The sequence below is a fragment of the Bradyrhizobium sp. UFLA01-814 genome, from assembly GCF_046718885.1.
GTDB lineage: Bacteria > Pseudomonadota > Alphaproteobacteria > Rhizobiales > Xanthobacteraceae > Bradyrhizobium > Bradyrhizobium elkanii.
Map to the genome: position 1 here is coordinate 59,876 of NZ_JAQOSR010000013.1, position 19,262 is coordinate 79,137.

The following is a 19,262-nucleotide window of genomic DNA, read 5'->3' on the forward strand; positions in this document are numbered from 1 at the left end:
CCTCGCCCCGCGCTTGCGGGGAGAGCATAGGCCGCCTACCGGCGGCCGTTGACGGACATACGCCGAGGCGGAGCCTTGGCTATGGCCGAAGGCTTCGGGTGAGGGGTAGAGCCGCAAAACCGAATCTGCGGCGAGACCCTCACCCCGCCCCTCTCCCCGCAAGGGCGGGGCGAGGGAGAAGTGGCGGGGAGTGTTGGGCCATGGCCCTGTTTCGTTTGCCGTCCAATGGACCCGCTGCACTGATGCCGCGCGGTCACGGGCTCTTGCTGCGCGCGCCGCAGATGTCGGATTTCCCCCAATGGGCGCAGTTGCGCGAATTCAGCCGCGCCTATCTCACGCCGTGGGAACCGATCTGGCCCTCCGACGACCTGACCCGCGCCGGCTTCCGCCGCAGGTTGCGCCGCTACACCGAGGATATCGCCGCCGACCGCTCCTATCCGTTCATCATCTTCCGCGAATCGGACGGGGTGATGATCGGCGGGATCACGCTCGCCAATGTGCGGCGCGGCATCGTGCAGGCCGGCACCATCGGCTATTGGGTCGGCCTGCCGCACGCCCATCGCGGCTACATGACGACGGCGCTGCGGGTGCTGCTGCCCTCGCTGTTCGGCGAGCTCAATCTGCATCGCATCGAGGCGGCCTGCATTCCCTCCAATGCCTCGTCGATCCGGGTGCTGGAGAAGTGCGGCTTCACCCGCGAGGGCCTGGCGCGGCGCTATCTCTGCATCAACGGGATCTGGCAGGACCACCTGCTGTTCGGCCTGTTGCACGAGGATTTCCGCGGCTGAATCATAAGCCTATTGGCTGATGGCGATGCCCATTCCATGCCTTGGGTTCGCCGCCATTGCCTTGCTATAACGCCCGCGAAACGGGGAACCGGGCTTGGAGATTTGAGGATATCGATGGGTGACAGGGTGATCAGGTTCGCGCTTGCGGCGGCGGTATCGATCGGTCTCGGTGCCACCCTTCTGCCGTCGGCAGCTTCCGCGCAGTCGCTGAGCGACCGTTTCAAGAGCCTGTTCGGCGGCGGCTCGTCCGACCAGGACAAGCCGGCGACGCCCGCAGCGCCGCAGCAGCTCAACGACGCCGATGCCGAGCTGACCTGCCCGCCGGTGCAGATCCGCTCCGGAGCCTCGACCTATTCCGTGGCCGCGAACGGCAAGGAAGCGGTCGGCAACGACGTCAAGTTCCTGGCCTCGATCACGCGCACGGCGCGGCAATGCAATCTGAATAGCGGCCAGATCACGGCCAAGATCGGTATTCAGGGGCGGATCATTGTCGGTCCCCAGGGCGCGCCACCGAGCATTCAGGTGCCGCTTCGTGTCGCCGTGGTGCAGGGCGGCGTCGGCGAGAAAACCATCATGACCAAGGCCTACACCACCACGGTGCAGATGGACGAGAGCGGCAGCGTGCCGTTCAGCCTAGTCGCCGAGGATGTCGTGTATCCGGCGCCGTCGCCGGCCGACAACGACAATTACATCTTCTATATCGGCTTCGATCCGCAGGCCCTGAAGCCGGAGCCCAAGCCCCGCGCGCCGCACAAGAAGAAGTAGGCGCAAGCGAAAGCGAAAAGGCCGGCGCGATGCGCCGGCCTTTTGTCGAAGGAGTTGAGATCGCGTCAGTTCAGCTTGGAGCGGACTTCGGCGATGCCCTTGCCGACGAGATTGTCGGCAACCGAGCCCTTGACCGATTGCGACAGGATGGTCGAGGCGGCGGTCACGGCGGCGTTGGCCGCGGCGGCGCGGACATCGGCCACGGCCTGGGCCTCGGCCTGGGCGATCTTGCTCTCCGCGGTCTTGGTCCGCCGCGCGACAAAATCTTCCATCTTGGTCTTGGCCTCGGCCGCGATCCGCTCGGCTTCGGCCTTGGCGTTGGAGATGATCTCCTCGGCCTCGCGCTCCGCGCTGGCGCGGCGCGCCTTGTACTCGCCGAGCAGCTTATTGGCCTCGTCCTTCAGACGGCGGGCGTCCTCCAGCTCGGCCTTGATGCGCTCGGCGCGGTGGTCGAGCGCCGTCAGCAGGGTGCGATGGACGCCGAGATAGCCGAACACGACCAGCAGAAGGACGAAGGCGATCGCAACCCAGGTTTCCGGTTCGTAAAACATCGTCTATCCCTTCAGCGACGCATCGACGGCGCTGTTGACCGCATTGAGGTCCGGCGTGACGCCGGCAAGTTGCTGGACGATGGCGCCGGCCGCATCCGCCGCAATGCCGCGGACGTTGCTCATGGCGTTGGTCCTCGTCGTTGCAATCTGCTTCTCGGCGTCGGCGAGCTTGGCCGCCAGCTTCTCTTCCAGAGCCTTGCGCTCGGCTTCCGAGGCCGCGTTCAGCTTCTCGCGGGTCTCGTTGCCGATCGCCTGCGCGTTGGCGCGCGCATTCGCCAGCTCGGTCTCGTAGGCCTTCAGCGCCGCGTCGGACTCGTCCTTCAGCTTCTGCGCTTCGGCCAGATCGCCCTCGATCTTGTTCTGACGTGCGTCGATCGTCCCGCCGACCCGCGGCAGGGCGAAACGCGACACGATCAGGTAGAGCGCGACAAATGCAATCGCCAGCGACACCAGCTGCGAGGCGAAATTGGACGAATCGAACGGCGGAAAGGCTCCGCCGTGATGTCCGCCGTCGGTCTCGGTGTGGGCGCCGGCTTTCTGGCCTTTTGCCTCGCCATGACTCTCAGCCATGGTGTTCTCCTGTTGCTGTCATGCGCGCCGCCCTTGGGATGGTCTTTGGGACGACCTTTGGGCGGCGCGAAGGGGTTACCGCAAAGCGGAACCGGGTTACCGCAGAGCGGAACCGGGGTGCCGCTCAGAGCGGAACGAACAGCAGGAGCAGCGCGATCAGCAGCGAGAAGATGCCGAGCGCTTCGGTCACGGCGAAGCCGAAGATCAGGTTGCCGAACTGGCCCTGAGCGGCCGACGGGTTACGCACCGCAGCGGCGAGGTAGTTGCCGAAGATGATGCCCACGCCGACGCCCGCGCCGCCCATGCCGATGCACGCGATGCCCGCGCCGATAAGTTTTGCTGCTGCCGGTTCCATATGTAGCTCCTTGAGGAAAGATAGACAGATTGGTGGGTGGAGATTCCCCGGACCGCTTAGTGTCCCGGATGAATGGCGTCGTTGAGGTAGATGCAGGTCAGGATCGCGAACACGTAGGCCTGCAGGAACGCGACCAGCAGTTCGAGCGCGTACAGCGCAATCGTGAGCGCCAGCGGCAGCACGCCGCCGACCCAGCCGAGCGCGCCCAGCGAGAAGCCGAGCATCGCGACGAAGCCCGCGAACACCTTCAGCGCGATGTGGCCGGCCAGCATGTTGGCGAACAGACGAACGCTGTGCGAGACCGGCCGCAGGAAGAACGACAGGATCTCGATGAACATGACCAGCGGCAGGATGTAGATCGGAACGCCGTGGGGGACGAAGATGCTGAAGAATTTCAGGCCGTTCTTGTAGACGCCGTAGATCAGGACGGTGAAGAACACCAGAAGCGCGAGCGCCGCGGTGACGATCAGATGACTCGCGATCGTGAAGGTGTAGGGAATGACGCCGACCAGGTTCGAGACGCAGAGGAACATGAAGAGCGAGAAGATCAGCGGGAAGAACTTCATGCCTTCCGCGCCGGCCGTGCTGCGAATCGTGGTGGCGACGAACTCGTAGGAGATTTCGGCGACCGACTGCAGCCGTCCCGGAACCAGTTCCCGGCCGCTCGCCAGCATCAGCAGCGCGATCAGCAGCACCGCGATGAACATGAAGAGCGACGAATTGGTGAAGGCGATCGTGTGATTGCCGATGTGGCCGAGCGTGAAGAGGGGCTCGATATTGAACTGGTGGATCGGGTCGATTTTCATCCGCGCGGCTCTTGGTCCACCGGCTATCGTGCCGGTAATCGAATTTCAAATGTCGTGACTTCCCGCCAGCGCTCAGCGCTTGCCCGAGGCCACGCCCGCGGACCTCACCACGTTGACCACCCCGGCGACGAAGCCGAGCAGCGTTAACACGATGAAGCCGAATGGCGACGTCGACAGCAAACGGTCGAACCCCCAGCCAATCGCCGCTCCGACGGCAACGCCCGCGATCAGCTCCGAGGAAAGACGAAAACCGAGCGCCATCGCCGAAGCTCTGGCGGCACTGTCCCCGCTTTCATTACCGGATTGATCAGTCTTGCTCCTGCGGCTGTCGCGAATTTCTGACAACCGATGATCGAGACTTCCGAGCCTTGCGGAAAGCGCAGCTTCGTCAGGAGGCGATTGATCGCGACTTCCATTTGCGCCGTCGTTGGTGTTCTCAGCCATGCTGCAAACACTAACCGATGCCGCGGATGATGGAAATTGCGCCCGTCCCCGTCAAAAGCCGCGCGGACCATACTTACCGCGTCTAATCAAGTCAAGATTGCGTCGTAACCAGTTATTGCTTTGATTCTGCTGGTTTTATTTGGAGATATTCAAGGTCAGAGTGACGCAGTGATCGCAGTGCAACAGCTTGCGTGGCATTGAGCGATATTGCGCGGCTTTTCCCGCTCTGCTGGGATCGCCGAAAGTCCCGTCCCTCTCATGCAGTCAGGTTCCGCATGCCGCGCCAGATCGACTACTACTTCTCGCTGCAATCCCCCTGGGCCTATATCGGCCACAAGCCCTTCGTTCGACTCGTAAGCACTTACGATCTCAAGGTAAATTACCGACCTGTGCTGCTGGTCGATCTGTTCTCGGAAACTGGCGGGCTGCCGCTCGCCAAGCGCCATCCGGTGCGGCAGCGCTATCGGATGATCGAGTTGCAGCGCTGGCGCGACAAGCGCGGGCTGAATTTTCATCTGCAGCCGGCCAACTGGCCATTCAACGGACGGCTTGCCGATGGCGTCGTGATCGCGGTGCTCGAGGCCGGCCTCGACCCCGAGCCCTTCCTGCAACGGGCTTATCCTGCGGTCTGGGAGCAGCAGCTCAACCTTGCCGATCCCGCGACACTGGTGAAGCTCGCCGATGATGCAGGTTTGCCCGGCCGGCAACTGGTGGAGCGCTCCGGCACTGAAGCGATCAGCGCGACCTATGAGCAGAATCGCCAGAATGCACTGGACGCCGACGTGTTCGGCTCGCCGGGATATGTGCTCGACGGCGAGGTGTTCTGGGGCCAGGACCGGATCGAATTGCTTGAAGACGCGTTGAAGTCGGGCCGCAAGCCCTATAGCTCTGTTGTGTAGGGGCAGGAATCAGGTTGAGGCGGAGCAAGCCATGCCCATCGCGATGTCGCCGTCGAAATTGTCCATCGCAATTGCTGCCATCCTGATCGCAAGCGGCGGCGCGGCGATCGCGCAAACCGCACCGGACACCGAGAATGGCCGCTACGCATTGTCTCCGGCCGGCGACGGTTTCCTGCGGCTCGACACGCGCACCGGCGCGGTGTCGACCTGCACCAATTCCAGCGCCGGCTGGGCCTGTTACATGGTGCCGGACGAGCGGGCGGCGCTGGATGCCGAGATCGGGCGTCTGCAGGCCGACAATGACAAGCTCAAGGGCGAGCTCGCCGCGCACGCACCGTCGGCCAAGACCGACGAAGCGTTGCCGAAATCGGATTCGTTGAAGAAGCCAGAGCCGAAGAGCGCCGAGGGCGAGCGCAAGATCGAGATCCCGCTGCCGAGCGACCGCGACATGGATCGCATGATGTCGTTCGTGGAGCGGGCCTGGCGGCGGCTGATCGAGATGGCCAACCGCGTGCAGCGCGACGTCAATGGCGGCAAGATTTGATACGGCGTTTGCAACATCCACGGTGTCGTCCCGGCGAAAGCCGGGACCCATAACCACCGGAGCGTATGGTTACAAAGAATATCCACTCCGAGTCTTTGAACATGAGGGGCCGCGGAGTATGGGTCCCGGCTTTCGCCGGGACGACGAGTTGAGAGGCTGCAGATGAGTTCGGCGAAAATGATCACGCACTCGGCGCCGTCCTCCGTCGCGGCAACCAGCATCGTGTCGTCGCGATTGACGGTCGAAACGTCGGGCGCCGGATTCACCGACATCACGCGCGAGGTCGTCAAATTCCTGCGCGAGGTGCGCGCCGGCGAGGGCGCGGTGACGCTGTTCATCCGTCACACCTCGGCCTCGCTGACGATCCAGGAGAATGCCGATCCGACCGTGCTGCTCGACCTGATGATGGCGCTCGATCGCGCGGCGCCTGAAGACGGCGGCTGGCGTCACGACGCCGAAGGTCCCGACGACATGCCGGCGCACATCAAGACCATGCTGACGTCGACCTCGCTGCAGGTCCCCGTGCTCGACGGCGAGATGGCGCTCGGCACCTGGCAAGGCATCTATCTGATCGAGCATCGCGCCCGGGCGCACCGGCGCGAGATCGTGCTGCAATTCATCGGCGCCACGCGCTGACGGGCGCATGTCATCCGGCTTCGGCTCCTAAAACGACATCGGCCGCGGATCGCTCCGCGGCCGATGCATTTTGACTGGGATGTCGACCGGTCAGGTCTTGGTGATGTCGACGTCCTTGGTTTCCGGGATGAACAGCGCGCCGACCACGACGGTGATTGCGGCGAAGATGACCGGATACCAGAGACCGGAGTAGATATCGCCGGTCGATGCGGTGATCGCGAACGCGGTCGCCGGGAGCAGGCCGCCGAACCAGCCGTTGCCGATGTGATAGGGCAGCGACATCGAGGTGTAGCGGATGCGGGTCGGGAACAGTTCGACCAGCATGGCGGCAATCGGGCCGTAGACCATGGTGACGTAGAGCACCAGGATGAATAGCAGGCCGATGACCGCGGCCACCTGCGGACGGAAGACGTCGAACGGGTGCGACATCTTCACGATGCCGGCGTCACCCGGCTTCGGATAGCCCGCCGCCTGCACCGCCGCGAGGATTGCGGGGTTCGACGTCTTGGCGTCCGTATACGGCACTTCCTTGTCGTTGATCAGGATCTTCACCGGCGAGCCGGCCGGGCCCGGCACCGTCGAGTATTTCACCGACGATTGGGCAAGGAAGGCGCGGGCGGTGTCGCAGGGCGCGCTGAAGACGCGGGTGCCAACCGGGTTGAACAGATCGCCGCAGCCGGCGGGATCCGCAACCACCTGCACCTTGACCGTCTCATAGGCCTTCTCCAGCGCCGGATTGGCGTTGGTCGTGATCATCTTGAAGATCGGGAACAGCGTGAGTGCGCCGATCAGGCAGCCCGCCAGGATGATCGGCTTGCGGCCGATCTTGTCCGACAGCGCGCCGAACACCAGGAAGAAGCCGGTGCCGAGCAACAGGGACCAGGCGATCAAGAGGTTGGCGGTATAGCCGTCGACCTTCAGGATCGATTGCAGGAAGAACAGCGCGTAGAACTGGCCCGTGTACCAGATCACCGCCTGGCCCATGGTCAGGCCGAGCAGCGCGAGGATCACGATCTTGGCGTTGCTCCAGGTCGCGAAGGCCTCGGTCAGCGGCGCCTTGGAGGTCTTGCCCTCCTCCTTCATCCGCTGGAACACCGGCGATTCGTTCAGCCGCAGCCGGATCCAGACCGAGATGCCGAGCAGCAGCACCGACACCAGGAACGGAATGCGCCAGCCCCAGTCGGCGAAATCCTTTTCGCCGGTGAGGGTTCGCGTGAACAGGATCACCAGCAGCGACAGGAACAGGCCGAGCGTTGCCGTGGTCTGGATGAAGGAGGTGTAGTAGCCGCGCTTGCCGGGCGGGGCATGCTCGGCGACATAGGTCGCGGCACCGCCATATTCGCCGCCAAGCGCGAGGCCCTGCAGCAGGCGCAGCGAGATCAGGATGATCGGCGCCGCGATGCCGATGGTCTTGGCGTTGGGCAACAGGCCGACGATGAAGGTCGACAGACCCATGATCAGGATGGTGACGAGGAAGGTGTATTTGCGGCCGACGATGTCGCCGACCCGGCCGAACACGATCGCGCCGAACGGGCGCACCAGGAAGCCCGCGGCGAATGCCAGCAACGCGAAGATGTCGCGGGTCGCCGGCGGATAGTCCGAGAAGAACTGCGCGCCGATGATGCCGGCCAGCGAACCGTAGAGATAGAAGTCGTACCACTCGAACACGGTACCGAGCGACGACGCGAGGATGACGAAACGCTCATCCTTTGTCATGCCGGCGGGCCGCGCCGAAGTTGCAGTCATAGTGGACATCTGGATTGCTCCCCCCGAAATATTGCTGCCATGCTCGCCCCCGGCTGGCGGGTGAGGCCCGAATAGGCCCTCGGCTTAAGATGAAGGTAACATCGCAGTGAAACCCGCCCCAATAAGACTTTTGGCCTTTTCAGGATCGAACCTATCTTCTGAAGGAAGAGCAGGATGGAACGCCTCCGCAGGCGTCTATTGCGGCGCACAAGCTGCGCGGGTTAACCGCGTTGGCATCTGGTATTATCAAGCGCTTGCGTGATACTGCCGCGCGGGCGAAAACCGAGCGACGCGGGTTTGCCTAAAGCCCGCTTGTGGGACTGAGATGACTGCTGCTGCCAATACTCATCTTGTCATCGCCGACGACCATCCGCTGTTCCGCGATGCGTTGCGTCAGGCGGTGTCGAGCGTCGTGAGATCGGCCACGATCAGCGAGGCCGGATCGTTCGAGGACCTGACCGCGCTGTTGGAGCGGGACTCCGAGGTCGACCTGATCCTGCTCGATTTGAGCATGCCGGGGATCAGCGGCTTCTCCGGCCTGATCTATCTGCGGGCGCAATACCCTGCGATCCCTGTCGTCATCGTCTCCGCCAGTGACGATGCCGGAACCATCCGCCGCTCGCTCGACTTCGGCGCCTCCGGCTTCATCCCCAAGCGCTTCGGCGTCGAGACGTTGCGGGATGCCATCATGAAGGTGATGGAGGGCGACGTCTGGGTGCCGCCAGACACTGATCTGTCGGCGGCTGGCGATCCCGACATGACGCGGTTGCGCGACCGGCTGGTGACGCTGACCCCGCAGCAGGTGCGGGTGCTGATGATGCTGTCCGAGGGGCTGCTCAACAAGCAGATCGCCTATGAGCTCGGCGTTTCCGAAGCGACCATCAAGGCGCATGTCTCGGCCATCCTGCAGAAGCTCGGCGTCGAAAGCCGCACCCAGGCCGTGATCGCCGCCGCCAAGATCGCCGGCGGCCAGTGGCGCCAGGGCACGCCGCCGACATAGTCCCGAGCAACTCCAGCTGTGATTGCCGGGCTCGGGCCACGGCATTGCGAGACGACGGGTGGCGCGAAAGCGCGCCCGATGGCACGCTTCCGCGCAGCCATCCAGATCCCATTCAAACTGCACGTCGGTCGAAAACCGAGTATCCTGTCCGGCATCGGCCCGTGAGAGGCCGCGTGCTTTTGGAGAGAACGCCATGATTTCCGTCACTCGCGTCGCCGGACTGTCTCTGGCTGCGGCAATCCTTCTCGGTACCAGCGCTTTCAATTGCGCTCAGGCCAAGCCGCTGATGATCGTCGGCCTGGACGAGAAGCTGTTGTGGGACGACGACGGCAAGCCGGTGCTGTCAGCGCCCGGCAAGGATCAAGTGCTGATCGTCGATCTCGCCGATCCCGAGAACCCGAAGATTGCGGCTTCTCTCCCATTGAAGAACTCGGTAGTCGGCCCCCCGGTCAACGTCGCGATCGATCCGACCGGAACGGTGGCGCTGGTCGCGGATTCGGTCGACGTGGTGAAGGAAGGCGATGCTCTGAAGCAGGTGCCGGATAACAAGATCTATGTGATCGATCTCAAGGCGACCCCGCCCAAGCTGGCAGCGACCATTGCCGGCGGAAAGCAGCCATCAGGCTTGAGCTTCAGTCCCGATGGCAGGATGGCGTTGGTTGCCAACCGCGGGGACAATTCGATCAGCGTACTTTCGGTCAACGGCACCGACGTCAAGATCACCGACACGATATCGATGCCTGACAGTGTCGCACATGTCGCGTTCGCGCCAGACGGCAAGCACGCGCTGGTCGCGCGTTTTCCCGGGCACAAGATATCGGTGCTCGATATCGCCGGCGACAAAGTCACCTACACCAAGATAGACCTGCCGGTCGGCCAATGGCCTTACAACGTTGCAGTGACCCCGAACAGCAAGATCGCGTTGACGTCGGACAATGGCAACGCGGGCGCGTCGGACGGCAGCGTCGACACGGCCAGCGTCATCGATCTCGAAGCGAAGCCGCCGCGCATCATCGATCGCGTGGTGGTCGGCGATGGACCGGAGGGGCTTGGCGTCAGCCCGAAGGGGGATCTCGCAGTCTCGGTGATCCTGCGCGGCTCGAACATGAAGAATGCGTTCTTCCATGAGAAGAACGGCAGCGTCTCGGTCCTGAAGATCGACGGCAAGAAGGTGACCAAGACCGGAGATATCGAAGTCGGCGGACTGCCTGAGGCCGCGGTCTTCACGCCTGACGGAAAATACATCCTGGTCGGGAACTACCTCAGCCAGGATTTCTCGATCCTCAAGGTCGACGGAACCAACGTTGCCGACACAGGCAAGCGCTTTCAGGTGCCAGGGCACCCGGCGTCGGCCGGAATGGGGCCGAACTGAACCGACACCTGGCGATCTTGCTGGAGCATGTGATTTTCGGTTGAGCCGGCCACTCCGCGGCTCGCTTCACCTCTCGCGCTTGCGGAGGGAGCGCCGTGTCTTTGCGGCGCCTTCATGATGCGATTCGATCCAATCGCATCATGATCCAAAGCAAGATGCGCGCCCGGATTGCGCCGCCGCGCTACTCAGCCGCCACCATCTGCTGGGTGCGCCATTGTCCGAGCAGGGCGCGCAGCGAGGCGGGTTTGACCGGCTTGTTCAGCACGGCGATGTTCTCCTCGCGCGCGGCGGCGCGCACCGCGGGGCTGCGGTCGGCGGTGATCAGGATCGCCGGAATGCCGTCACCGAAGCGGCGGCGGATCTCGCGGATCGCGGCGACGCCGTTGCCGCGGTCGAGATGATAGTCGACCAGCACGCCGGTGACGCGGCCGCCGGCGGCCTCGATCGCGCTGATCGCGCCGTCGGCATCGAGCACCGCGATCACCTCCGCGTCCCACGCCGTCAGCAGCGTCTTCATGCCGTCGAGAATGGCGGGATCGTTCTCGATGCAGACGATCAGCGAGCCGCTCATCGGCGTCTTCGACAGCGGCGTCGCGGTGGTGACGGCCGCGGTATGGTTGACGGCGGTCGCGACCGGCACGGTGACCGAGAACGCCGAGCCGCCGCTGACATTGGCCGAGATCGCGATGCGGTGGTTGAGCACCCGCGCCAGCCGCTCGACGATCGACAGGCCAAGGCCGAGGCCGCGCGCGATCCGGGCGCCCTGCTCGAGACGATGAAACTCCTTGAAGATCTCGCCGCGCTTCTGCACGGGAATGCCGACGCCGGTGTCGAAGATGCTGATCTGGAGCGTGGCGCCGCGGCGGCGGCAACCGATCAGGACGCGGCCGCGCGGGGTATATTTGATCGCGTTGGAGATGAAGTTCTGCAGCAGCCGGCGCAGCAGCGAGCGGTCGGATTCGACCGGCAGCGAGCAGGCCACGAAGCGCAGGTCGAGGCCCTTGTCGCGGGCGATCGGCATGAACTCGATCTCCAGCGAGCGCATCAGGTCAGCCATCCGGAAGCTCGTGATCGCCGGCGTCATGGCGCCGGCGTCGAGCCTGGAAATGTCGAGCAGCGCGCCCAGGATGTCCTCGATCGCCTCGAGCGAGTCGTCGATGTTCTCGACCAGGCGCGAATCCTCGCCGCCGTTCTGGCGCTCGACCAGACTCGTGACATAGAGGCGCGCCGCGTTGAGCGGTTGCAGGATGTCGTGGCTGGCGGCCGCCAGGAAGCGCGTCTTGGAGGCGTTGGCGTCTTCCGCGATGCCCTTGGCGAGCGCGAGCTCCGAGTTCAGCCGCGTCAGCTCCTCGGTGCGGTCGCGCACCCGCTTCTCCAGCGTCGCGTTGGCGCGCTCCAGCGCTTCCGCCGCCTCGAAGCTCGGCGTGACGTCGGAGAAGGTGATGACGAGCCCGCCGCCCGGCATGCGGTTGGCACGCACCTCGATCACCAGATGGCGGTCGGTGAAGCGTTCCAGATAGGGCTCGCCCTCGGTGGTGTAGGCGCGCAGGCGGGCCTGCAGCAGGCTGTCGCCGTCGCCGGACGCGGGCGGACTGATCGCGCCCATGAATTCGAGGATCTCGGACAGCGGGATGCCGAGCTGCACCAGATGCTGCGGCAGCCCCAGCAATTCGGAGAACTGGCGGTTGGAACAGATCAGCTGCAGATCGGCGTCGAACACCGCGATGCCCTGGCGCACGTGATTGAGCGCGGTCTGCAGGATCTCGCGGTTGAAGTGCAGGGCAGCGTGGGAGTCGTCGAGCAGTTTCAGCGCGGCCTTGGCCGACACCGTGCGCCGTTGCAGCAGCAGCGACATCACGAGGCGCGAGGACGCCGCCCCGATCGAGGAGGCGATCAACCGCTCGGCATGCTGCAGCAGCTCGAAATCGGCCGGTGCCGACGCCAGCAGCACGATGTTGCGGTCGACGGCGAAGGAAGCGAAGGCCTCGCGGGTCCGGTCGGGACCGAGATATTGCGTCACCGTGCTCTGGATGTCCTCCACCGTCACCGTGGTGCGCCAGCGCCGGAAGCTGGGCGCGATCGGCGCCAGCGCGTTGGGCACGAACACGTCGGCCTGCAACAGCTCGATCGAGGACGGCGCGCGCGCCAGCGAGAACAGCACATAGGTGAGGATGTTGAGCGCAAGGCTCCACAGCACGCCGTGCAGCAGCGGCGGCAGGTCGGCGCCGAACAGCGCCTGCGGCCGCAGCGCCTCGATCCCGAACGGCCCGTGCTGCAGCAGCATCAGGCCGGCGGTCGAGGTTTCCAGGAAGCTCGGGATGAACAGCGTGTAGAGCCACGTCGCGAAGCCGACCAGCATGCCCGCCATGGCGCCGCGGGCGGTGGCTCTGCGCCAGAACAGGCCGCCGAAGAACGCCGGCGCCAGCTGGCTGATCGCAGCAAACGACAACAGGCCGATCGCGACCAGCTGGGTGTTGCCGAGCGCGCGATAGTAGAAATACGCCAGCACCATGATGGCGAAGATCGAGAAGCGGCGCGCCTTCAGCAGGAAATCGCCAAAGTCCTTCTGGCCGGCGCTGGCATCGTCGCTGCGCGGCAGGACCAGCGGCAGCACGATGTCGTTGGAGACCATGATCGACAGCGCGACGCATTCGACGATCACCATCGCGGTCGCCGCCGACAGCCCGCCGACGAACACGGCGAGGCTGAGCAATTGCGAATTGCCCTCGATCGGCAGCGCCAGCACGAACATGTCGGCATCGACCGCGCCGAACGGGAAGATGACAAGGCCGGCGATCGCGATCGGAATCACGAACAGGTTGATGGCGATGAGGTAGAGCGGGAACAGCCAGCGCGCCCGGGTGACTTCGGCGGGCGTCGAATTCTCGACCACGCTGACATGGAACTGGCGCGGCAGCAGCATGACCGCGCAGAACGACAGCAGCGTCATGATCAGGAAATTGCCGATCGACGGCACATATTCGATCGCGCGCACCGCCTCCGGCGTCTTCAGGGCGCGCTCGTAGAGCTCGACCGGCGAGAACATCCAGAAGGTGACGAAGGCGCCGGCGGCGATGAAGGCGACCAGCTTGACGATGGACTCGGCCGCGATCGCCAGGATCAGGCCGTGCTGGTGCTCGGTCGCGTCGGTGTGGCGGGTGCCGAACAGCACCGCGAACACCGCCATCGCCAGCGTCACCATCAGCGCGATGTCACCGATAACGGGAATTTTCGAGAACGCCTGGTCCTCGCTCAGGATGGTCTCCAGCGACGCCGCCACCGCCTTCAGCTGCAGCGCGATGTAGGGCACCGAGCCGATGATCGCGATCAGCGCCACGGTCGCCGCCACCGCCTGGCTCTTGCCGTAGCGCGCGGCGATGAAGTCGGCGATCGAGGTGATGTTCTGCGACTTGGCGAGCGCGATCACCCGGCGCAGCAGCGGCGTGCACAGTCCGACCATCATGATCGGGCCGACATAGATCGCCAGGAAGTCGATGCTGGTGCGGGTGGCGAAGCCGACCGAGCCGAAGAAGGTCCAGGAGGTGCAGTAGATCGCCAGCGACAGCGGATAGATCCACTGGCTGGCACGGCCGCGCTCGCCCGGCGACGTGCGGTCGCCGCGGCTGGCGATGAAGAACAACAATCCGATGTAGGCGAACGCCGTGGCGATTACGCCCCAGTCGTGCAGCATCGCTGCTTATCTCCGTCCAGGCCGGGGAAGGGGCCGGATACCGGATTATATAACGCAAAGGGCCGGCCGCGCGATGCACGGCCGGCCCAAATTCGGGGTCGGAAACGAATAGGGTTACTCGGCGGCAAGCGACTTCTGGCGCAGCGGCAGGCCGAGCCGGTCCCAGACCTGGAGCAGCGCCTCGGCCAGCGCGTCGATCAGGCCGTCGTCATGGTAGGGCGAGGGCGTGATGCGCAGCCGCTCGGTGCCCTTGGCGACCGTCGGATAGTTGATCGGCTGGATGTAGATGCCGTGGTCCTCGAGCAGCAGGTCGGAGGCGCGCTTGCACTTCTCGGGATCGCCGACGAACAGCGGCACGATATGGGTGTCGCTCGACATCACAGGCAGGCCGGCGGCGGTCAGGATCGCCTTGGTGCGGGCGGCACGGTCCTGGTGGCGCTCGCGCTCCCAGTTCGAGGTCTTCAGGTGCCGGATCGCAGCCGTCGCGGCCGAGCAGATTGCCGGCGGCAGCGCGGTGGTGAAGATGAAGCCCGGCGCATAGGAACGCACCGCGTCGATGACCTCGGCGCGGCCTGCAATGTAGCCGCCGAGGCAGCCGAAGGCTTTCGCCAGCGTGCCCTCGACGATATCGATCCGATGCATCACACCGTCGCGCTCGGCGATGCCGCCACCGCGCGGGCCGTACATGCCGACCGCATGCACTTCGTCGAGATAGGTCATGGCGCCGTATTGCTCGGCGAGATCGCAGATCTTGCCGAGCGGCGCGACGTCGCCGTCCATCGAATAAAGGCTCTCGCAGACGATCAGCTTCGGCCGGTCGGGACCGGCGGCGATCAAGAGCTCCTCAAGATGCGCGACGTCGTTGTGGCGGAAGATCTGGCGCTCGCAGCCGGCCTGGCGCACGCCCTCGATCATCGAATTGTGGTTCAGCGCGTCCGAAAGGATCAGGCAGTTCGGGATCAGCTTGGCGAGCGTCGAGATGCCGGTCTGGTTCGAGACATAGCCCGAGGTGAACAGCAGCGAGGCTTCCTTGCCGTGGAGGTCGGCGAGTTCCGCCTCGAGCTGCACCAGCGGATGATGGGTGCCCGCGATGTTGCGGGTGCCGCCGGCGCCGGTGCCGACCCGGGTTGCGGTCTCGACCATGGCACCGACCACCTTGGGGTGCTGGCCCATGCCGAGATAGTCGTTGGAGCACCAGATCACGACGTTGCGGCTGCCTCTCGGCGAATGCCAGGTCGCGTGCGGGAAGCGTCCCGCGATCCGCTCGAGGTCGGCGAACACCCGGTAGCGCCGCTCGTCGTGCAGGCGGTTGAGGGCGGCATTGAAGAACTGGCTGTAATCCATCGGCAAACCCAGAAAACGGAACCTGACCGGAATGATTGCTTCTTCTTAGAGCTTTTCCAGCTCTAATGTCCATGCATTGACCCACATCTGGGCATGCGCCGCAGTTGGGCAAATTGCCCTAGCCGGGGCCGTTCGGCTTGATTTCGGTCAAATCGCCGGGCGATGCCTTGCCGCCCGGCCGGGTTCAGGTCGTCTTGAAGCGCAACATGCCGTCGGCGTGCATCTCGGCCGTCAGGCGGCCCTCGACCAGCATGTAGTTGACATGGGCGACCAACTCGCCGGCGGCAAAGCCCATCTGGTGCTCGTCCAGCACGTGCTTGTGGAACACCACGGGCACCAGCTCCTTGGAGGTCTGCGGCACCTCGCGGCAGGCCTCGGCGATCAGCCGGCAGCGCTCCTCATGGTGATCGGCGAGCTGCTTGATCCGGGTCTTCAGCCCGTAGAACGGCACGCCGTGGCCGGGCAGCACCATCACGTCGTAGGGCAGGGTGGTGGTCAGGCTCGCCAGCGACGCCAGATATTCGCCGAGCGAGTTCTGCTCGGGCTCGACCGCCCAGACGCTGACATTGGGCGAGATCTTGCTCAGCACCTGGTCGGCGGACAGGAACAGCTTGTCGGCCGCGCAATGCAGCATCACCTGGTCGAGCGCGTGGCCGCCGCCGGTGATCACCTTGAAGCGCCGGGTGCCGATCACGACCTCGTCGCCATGGGTGAGGCGGTGATAGGACGGCGGCAGCACCGAGACGCGCTTCAAATAGTCCTGGCCGCGGCCGAGCAGTTTCTCGGTCAGGTCCTCGTCCATACCGTGGCGGCGGAAGAACAGCCGCTGCGCGTTGCGCCGCTCCTCGGTGCCGCGGTTTTGGTGATAGACCGACTGCAGATATTCCACCTGCGACATGAACAGCGGGCAGCCGAAGCGCTCGGTGATCCAGCCGGCGAGACCGACATGGTCGGGGTGCGAATGCGTCACGATCAGGCGGGTGACCTTGACGTGCTTCAGCGGCCCCTCGAACAGCGTGGTCCAGGCCGCGATCGATTCCTCATTGCCGAAGCCGGCATCCACCATGGTCCAGCCGTCGCCGTCGGCGAGCAGATAGATGTTCACATGGTTGAGGCGGAACGGCAGCTTCAGCCGCGCCCACAGCACGCCGGGAGCCACCTCCACGACCTGGTCGGGGCCGGGATGGTTCTCCCAGGGGTATCGCAGTGCCTCCGCCGAGGAGTGCACAGGGTCGGTCTTCGTATGCATGCTACCGGCTTAGCGGCACACGGGCCGCCGCGCCAGCCGAAAAATCAGATAGTCGTCCGGAGAATACGCTGGGAAGTCGCCGGAATTCCGTAGCCCGGATGGAGCGAACGGTCTTGCGAATGCGTGCCCGTCATTCCGGGGCGCCTCGAAGAGGCGAACCCGGAATCTCGAGGTTCCGGGTTCTATGCTTCGCATAGCCCCGGAACGACGCAGTTTGCTACGCCGCGCGGATGTTCGACAGGAAGCCGTCGATCTCCGAGCGCAGCACGTCGGCCTCGCGGCGCAGCGCGTCGGAGGCGCTCAGCACCTCGCCGGCGGCGGAGCCCGCCTCGGCCGAGGCAGTGGAGACGCCGACGATGTTGCTCGACACCTCGCTGGTGCCGCCCGCCGCATGCTGGATGTTGCGGGCGATCTCGCGGGTCGCCGCGCCCTGCTGCTCGACCGCGGCGGCGATCGCGGTGGTGACGTCGTTGATCTCGCCGATCGTGCTCGAGATGTTGCGGATCGCGGAGACGGCCGTCGTCGTCACCTCCTGCATGCTGACGATCTGCTGGCGGATTTCCTCGGTCGCCTTTGCGGTCTGGCTCGCGAGGTTCTTCACCTCGGAGGCGACCACGGCAAAGCCGCGGCCGGCCTCGCCGGCGCGCGCCGCCTCGATGGTGGCGTTGAGCGCGAGCAGATTGGTTTGCGAAGCGATGGTCTGGATCAGGTCGACCACGACGCTGATGCGTGCGGCATTGTCGGCGAGCCCCTGCATCGTGCTGTCGGTGGCGCTGGCTTCCTCCACCGCCTTGCGGGCGATCTCCGCCGAGGTGACGACCTGGCGGCCGATCTCCTGGATCGAGGACGACAGCTCCTCGGTGCCGGCCGACACCGTCTGCACGTTGACCGAGGTTTCCTCGGCGGCCGACGCGACGGCGTTGACCAGCGCGCTCGACTGGTCGGCGGTCGCCGACATGCTCTGCGCGGTCGATTGCATCGAGTTCGCCGCGGTCTGCAGGCTGCCGAGCGCGCCGCGGACGTTGGATTCGAACGTGACGATCTGCGCTTCCATGCGCGAGGCGCGCTCGGCCTTGGCGCTGCGGTCCTTGTTCTGGTTTTCCGTGAGCTCGCGGCTCTCGACCATGCTCTCGCGGAACACCTGCAGCGCGTCGGCCATGACGGCGATCTCGTCGCGCTGGCGGCTCTGCGGGATCTCGGTGTCGAGGTCGCCGTCGGACAATAGCTGCATCGAGCGCTGCAGGCCGCGGATGCGGCGCAGGATGTTGCGTCCGACATAGAGCCAGACGAACAGGAACGAGCCGACCAGCGTCAGCGCCCCGAGGCCGATCATCACCATGGTCGCGAGCGAGATCTGCTGCCGCGCCTGGAAGGTCGAACTGTCGGTCTCCTTCTGCACCGCGTCGACCAGCTGCTGGACGCTGATGCCGAGCCCGACATTGAGCTTGCGCGTCTCTTCCAGGATGGTCTGGCCGTAGTCGATCGCGTCGAGCTCCTTCTGGCGGATCTTGAACACGCCGGTCTTGCCTTCGCCGAGCACGAGCAGCCTCGAGGCGGTGTCGCGCACCGCCACGATCGCCGGATTGTTCGGCAGGTCCTCGAGGTTGGACTTGACGCGTTCGCGCCCGGCCTTGAACTCGGCCTCGATCGCATCGAGGGTTTCGCTGGAATTGGCCGACAGCGCCGCGGTCATGTCGGCGGCCATCAGATTGCCGGCGGCGAGCACGTTGCTGATCTGGCCGACGGTGCGGGCCGCCTCGGTTGCGTCGTCCGCGGACACCTCGGCCGCGGCGAGGATGGCGTTGAGCCGGGTCTGCGCGTCGAGCATCGCCGGACTTGCGGCGGAGACGAACGCCGCCTGCGCCTTGCGCAACGCGTTGTACTGCTTGTCGCGCAACGCACCGACCTCGAGCCGCTCGCGCGCCGCCGAGATCAGGCTCTTGGTCGCCTCATCGGTGTTCTTGACGTTCTCCTGCAGCGCGCTGACCACGGATTTGTCGGCGCCGAGCTCGATGATCTCGCCAAGCTTGGCGTTGGTGAGCCGCGCGACGTCCTGCACCTTCTTGGTGCGATCGTTCAGCGCGTCCTCGCTCTGCACGGCGAGCAGGCCGGGACCTTGCGCCGCGAGCGAAGCGCTTTGCGCGGCAAGTTGCAGGCTCGCGGCAAGCCGCGGAATGTCGCGGCCGGAGAGATCGGTCATGGTGCCGCCGAGCTGATGCAGCACGATGCCGGCGCCTGTGCTGATCAGCAGCGCCATGCCTGCGATCACCGCGAACGCTGCGAACAGGCTGCCCCTGACGCCCATCTGCGGCAGATGGATACGCTTGAGATTTGGTTTGCCGAGCTTGAACCGAAACGCCATTGCCCCCGTGCCCCCTGGCCCACTACCTTGGCCACTACTCTTGGATGTTTCCCCGGCGCGGGAGTATCGGTGCGGCCGGTTAACAAAATCGGGAAAATTGCGACGATCTGCGGGATTATTCAGGGCTGCCGGGCATCGCC

The 19,262-nt window shown here is 65.0% G+C and carries 17 protein-coding genes; 7 read left to right on the forward strand and 10 right to left on the reverse strand.

Annotated features, from left to right (window positions below; all coding sequences use genetic code 11):
• The first annotated feature begins 200 nt into the window (after window positions 1–200).
• Together PMN64_RS06580 and PMN64_RS06585 are read left to right on the forward strand one after the other, a co-directional pair.
• The gene (locus PMN64_RS06580; RefSeq protein ID WP_026191927.1) at window positions 201–788 is read left to right on the forward strand and encodes a GNAT family N-acetyltransferase; all 588 of its coding nucleotides are present in this window, start codon (window positions 201–203) and stop codon (window positions 786–788) included.
• A 114-nt stretch (window positions 789–902) separates the two neighbouring features.
• The gene (locus PMN64_RS06585) at window positions 903–1,553 is read left to right on the forward strand and encodes a hypothetical protein (protein ID WP_038384435.1); all 651 of its coding nucleotides are present in this window, start codon (window positions 903–905) and stop codon (window positions 1,551–1,553) included.
• Window positions 1,554–1,618: 65 nt separating this feature from the next.
• On the opposite strand, the gene PMN64_RS06590 is transcribed toward PMN64_RS06585, so the two are convergent.
• From PMN64_RS06590 to PMN64_RS06610, 5 genes are all read right to left on the reverse strand, one after another.
• Window positions 1,619–2,104 carry an ATP F0F1 synthase subunit B gene (locus PMN64_RS06590; protein WP_253606439.1) on the reverse strand — a complete coding sequence of 162 codons (486 nt, stop codon included), beginning with the start codon at window positions 2,102–2,104 and terminating at the stop codon, window positions 1,619–1,621.
• Between the two features lie 3 nt (window positions 2,105–2,107).
• Window positions 2,108–2,674 (reverse strand): F0F1 ATP synthase subunit B, encoded by a 567-nt coding sequence (locus PMN64_RS06595; protein ID WP_411780121.1) that lies wholly within the window; start codon window positions 2,672–2,674, stop codon window positions 2,108–2,110.
• A 124-nt stretch (window positions 2,675–2,798) separates the two neighbouring features.
• On the reverse strand, window positions 2,799–3,029 hold the full coding sequence (locus PMN64_RS06600; protein WP_016847054.1) for a F0F1 ATP synthase subunit C: 231 nt from the start codon (window positions 3,027–3,029) through the stop codon (window positions 2,799–2,801).
• A 56-nt stretch (window positions 3,030–3,085) separates the two neighbouring features.
• On the reverse strand, window positions 3,086–3,835 hold the full coding sequence (locus PMN64_RS06605) for a F0F1 ATP synthase subunit A (RefSeq protein ID WP_028338954.1): 750 nt from the start codon (window positions 3,833–3,835) through the stop codon (window positions 3,086–3,088).
• 72 nt (window positions 3,836–3,907) lie between these two features.
• Complete coding sequence (locus tag PMN64_RS06610) at window positions 3,908–4,279, reverse strand: AtpZ/AtpI family protein (RefSeq protein WP_028338953.1); 372 nt, start codon at window positions 4,277–4,279, stop codon at window positions 3,908–3,910.
• A gap of 275 nt (window positions 4,280–4,554) precedes the next feature.
• Between PMN64_RS06610 and PMN64_RS06615 the strand changes: the two genes are divergently transcribed.
• The 3 genes from PMN64_RS06615 (at window position 4,555) to PMN64_RS06625 (ending at window position 6,358) form a co-directional block, all read left to right on the forward strand.
• Window positions 4,555–5,178 (forward strand): 2-hydroxychromene-2-carboxylate isomerase, encoded by a 624-nt coding sequence (locus PMN64_RS06615; protein WP_028338952.1) that lies wholly within the window; start codon window positions 4,555–4,557, stop codon window positions 5,176–5,178.
• 31 nt (window positions 5,179–5,209) lie between these two features.
• Window positions 5,210–5,722 carry a hypothetical protein gene (locus PMN64_RS06620; RefSeq protein WP_028338951.1) on the forward strand — a complete coding sequence of 171 codons (513 nt, stop codon included), beginning with the start codon at window positions 5,210–5,212 and terminating at the stop codon, window positions 5,720–5,722.
• A gap of 162 nt (window positions 5,723–5,884) precedes the next feature.
• Window positions 5,885–6,358 carry a secondary thiamine-phosphate synthase enzyme YjbQ gene (locus PMN64_RS06625; RefSeq protein ID WP_028338950.1) on the forward strand — a complete coding sequence of 158 codons (474 nt, stop codon included), beginning with the start codon at window positions 5,885–5,887 and terminating at the stop codon, window positions 6,356–6,358.
• 90 nt (window positions 6,359–6,448) lie between these two features.
• Here PMN64_RS06625 and PMN64_RS06630 read toward each other — a convergent pair whose 3' ends face one another.
• Window positions 6,449–8,113, reverse strand: coding sequence for an MFS transporter (locus PMN64_RS06630; RefSeq protein ID WP_035631004.1), 1,665 nt, complete (start codon window positions 8,111–8,113; stop codon window positions 6,449–6,451).
• A 316-nt stretch (window positions 8,114–8,429) separates the two neighbouring features.
• On the opposite strand from PMN64_RS06630, the gene PMN64_RS06635 reads away from it, so the two are divergent.
• Window positions 8,430–9,104 (forward strand): response regulator, encoded by a 675-nt coding sequence (locus PMN64_RS06635; RefSeq protein WP_028338948.1) that lies wholly within the window; start codon window positions 8,430–8,432, stop codon window positions 9,102–9,104.
• 193 nt (window positions 9,105–9,297) lie between these two features.
• Window positions 9,298–10,476 carry a beta-propeller fold lactonase family protein gene (locus PMN64_RS06640; protein ID WP_411780122.1) on the forward strand — a complete coding sequence of 393 codons (1,179 nt, stop codon included), beginning with the start codon at window positions 9,298–9,300 and terminating at the stop codon, window positions 10,474–10,476.
• Between the two features lie 181 nt (window positions 10,477–10,657).
• Here the strand turns inward: PMN64_RS06640 and PMN64_RS06645 are convergent, their stop codons facing one another.
• The 4 genes from PMN64_RS06645 to PMN64_RS06660 all read right to left on the reverse strand — a co-directional run bounded on the left by PMN64_RS06645 (window position 10,658) and on the right by PMN64_RS06660 (window position 19,122).
• Entirely contained in the window at window positions 10,658–14,167 is a 3,510-nt protein-coding gene (locus PMN64_RS06645) for a NahK/ErcS family hybrid sensor histidine kinase/response regulator (protein ID WP_411780123.1), read from the reverse strand.
• Window positions 14,168–14,281: 114 nt separating this feature from the next.
• The gene (gene hemA / locus PMN64_RS06650; RefSeq protein WP_411780124.1) at window positions 14,282–15,511 is read right to left on the reverse strand and encodes a 5-aminolevulinate synthase; all 1,230 of its coding nucleotides are present in this window, start codon (window positions 15,509–15,511) and stop codon (window positions 14,282–14,284) included.
• Window positions 15,512–15,695: 184 nt separating this feature from the next.
• Complete coding sequence (locus tag PMN64_RS06655; protein WP_411780125.1) at window positions 15,696–16,760, reverse strand: MBL fold metallo-hydrolase; 1,065 nt, start codon at window positions 16,758–16,760, stop codon at window positions 15,696–15,698.
• Between the two features lie 217 nt (window positions 16,761–16,977).
• Window positions 16,978–19,122: a methyl-accepting chemotaxis protein gene (locus PMN64_RS06660; RefSeq protein WP_411780126.1), complete on the reverse strand. Its 2,145-nt coding sequence runs from the start codon at window positions 19,120–19,122 to the stop codon at window positions 16,978–16,980.
• Window positions 19,123–19,262 lie beyond the last annotated feature (140 nt).

What these genes read in the sequence shown, in the direction of transcription:
- PMN64_RS06585 (WP_038384435.1), top strand. Translation starts at nt 903, where the DNA reads ATGGGTGACAGGGTGATCAGGTTCGCGCTTGCGGCGGCGGTATCGATC.
- PMN64_RS06600 (WP_016847054.1), bottom strand. Translation starts at nt 3,029, where the DNA reads ATGGAACCGGCAGCAGCAAAACTTATCGGCGCGGGCATCGCGTGCATC.
- PMN64_RS06645 (WP_411780123.1), bottom strand. Translation starts at nt 14,167, where the DNA reads ATGCTGCACGACTGGGGCGTAATCGCCACGGCGTTCGCCTACATCGGA.
- hemA (WP_411780124.1), bottom strand. Translation starts at nt 15,511, where the DNA reads ATGGATTACAGCCAGTTCTTCAATGCCGCCCTCAACCGCCTGCACGAC.
- PMN64_RS06655 (WP_411780125.1), bottom strand. Translation starts at nt 16,760, where the DNA reads ATGCATACGAAGACCGACCCTGTGCACTCCTCGGCGGAGGCACTGCGA.
- PMN64_RS06620 (WP_028338951.1), top strand. Translation starts at nt 5,210, where the DNA reads ATGCCCATCGCGATGTCGCCGTCGAAATTGTCCATCGCAATTGCTGCC.
- PMN64_RS06630 (WP_035631004.1), bottom strand. Translation starts at nt 8,113, where the DNA reads ATGTCCACTATGACTGCAACTTCGGCGCGGCCCGCCGGCATGACAAAG.
- PMN64_RS06635 (WP_028338948.1), top strand. Translation starts at nt 8,430, where the DNA reads ATGACTGCTGCTGCCAATACTCATCTTGTCATCGCCGACGACCATCCG.
- PMN64_RS06580 (WP_026191927.1), top strand. Translation starts at nt 201, where the DNA reads ATGGCCCTGTTTCGTTTGCCGTCCAATGGACCCGCTGCACTGATGCCG.
- PMN64_RS06660 (WP_411780126.1), bottom strand. Translation starts at nt 19,122, where the DNA reads ATGGCGTTTCGGTTCAAGCTCGGCAAACCAAATCTCAAGCGTATCCAT.
- PMN64_RS06615 (WP_028338952.1), top strand. Translation starts at nt 4,555, where the DNA reads ATGCCGCGCCAGATCGACTACTACTTCTCGCTGCAATCCCCCTGGGCC.
- PMN64_RS06625 (WP_028338950.1), top strand. Translation starts at nt 5,885, where the DNA reads ATGAGTTCGGCGAAAATGATCACGCACTCGGCGCCGTCCTCCGTCGCG.
- PMN64_RS06605 (WP_028338954.1), bottom strand. Translation starts at nt 3,835, where the DNA reads ATGAAAATCGACCCGATCCACCAGTTCAATATCGAGCCCCTCTTCACG.
- PMN64_RS06640 (WP_411780122.1), top strand. Translation starts at nt 9,298, where the DNA reads ATGATTTCCGTCACTCGCGTCGCCGGACTGTCTCTGGCTGCGGCAATC.
- PMN64_RS06595 (WP_411780121.1), bottom strand. Translation starts at nt 2,674, where the DNA reads ATGGCTGAGAGTCATGGCGAGGCAAAAGGCCAGAAAGCCGGCGCCCAC.
- PMN64_RS06590 (WP_253606439.1), bottom strand. Translation starts at nt 2,104, where the DNA reads ATGTTTTACGAACCGGAAACCTGGGTTGCGATCGCCTTCGTCCTTCTG.
- PMN64_RS06610 (WP_028338953.1), bottom strand. Translation starts at nt 4,279, where the DNA reads ATGGCTGAGAACACCAACGACGGCGCAAATGGAAGTCGCGATCAATCG.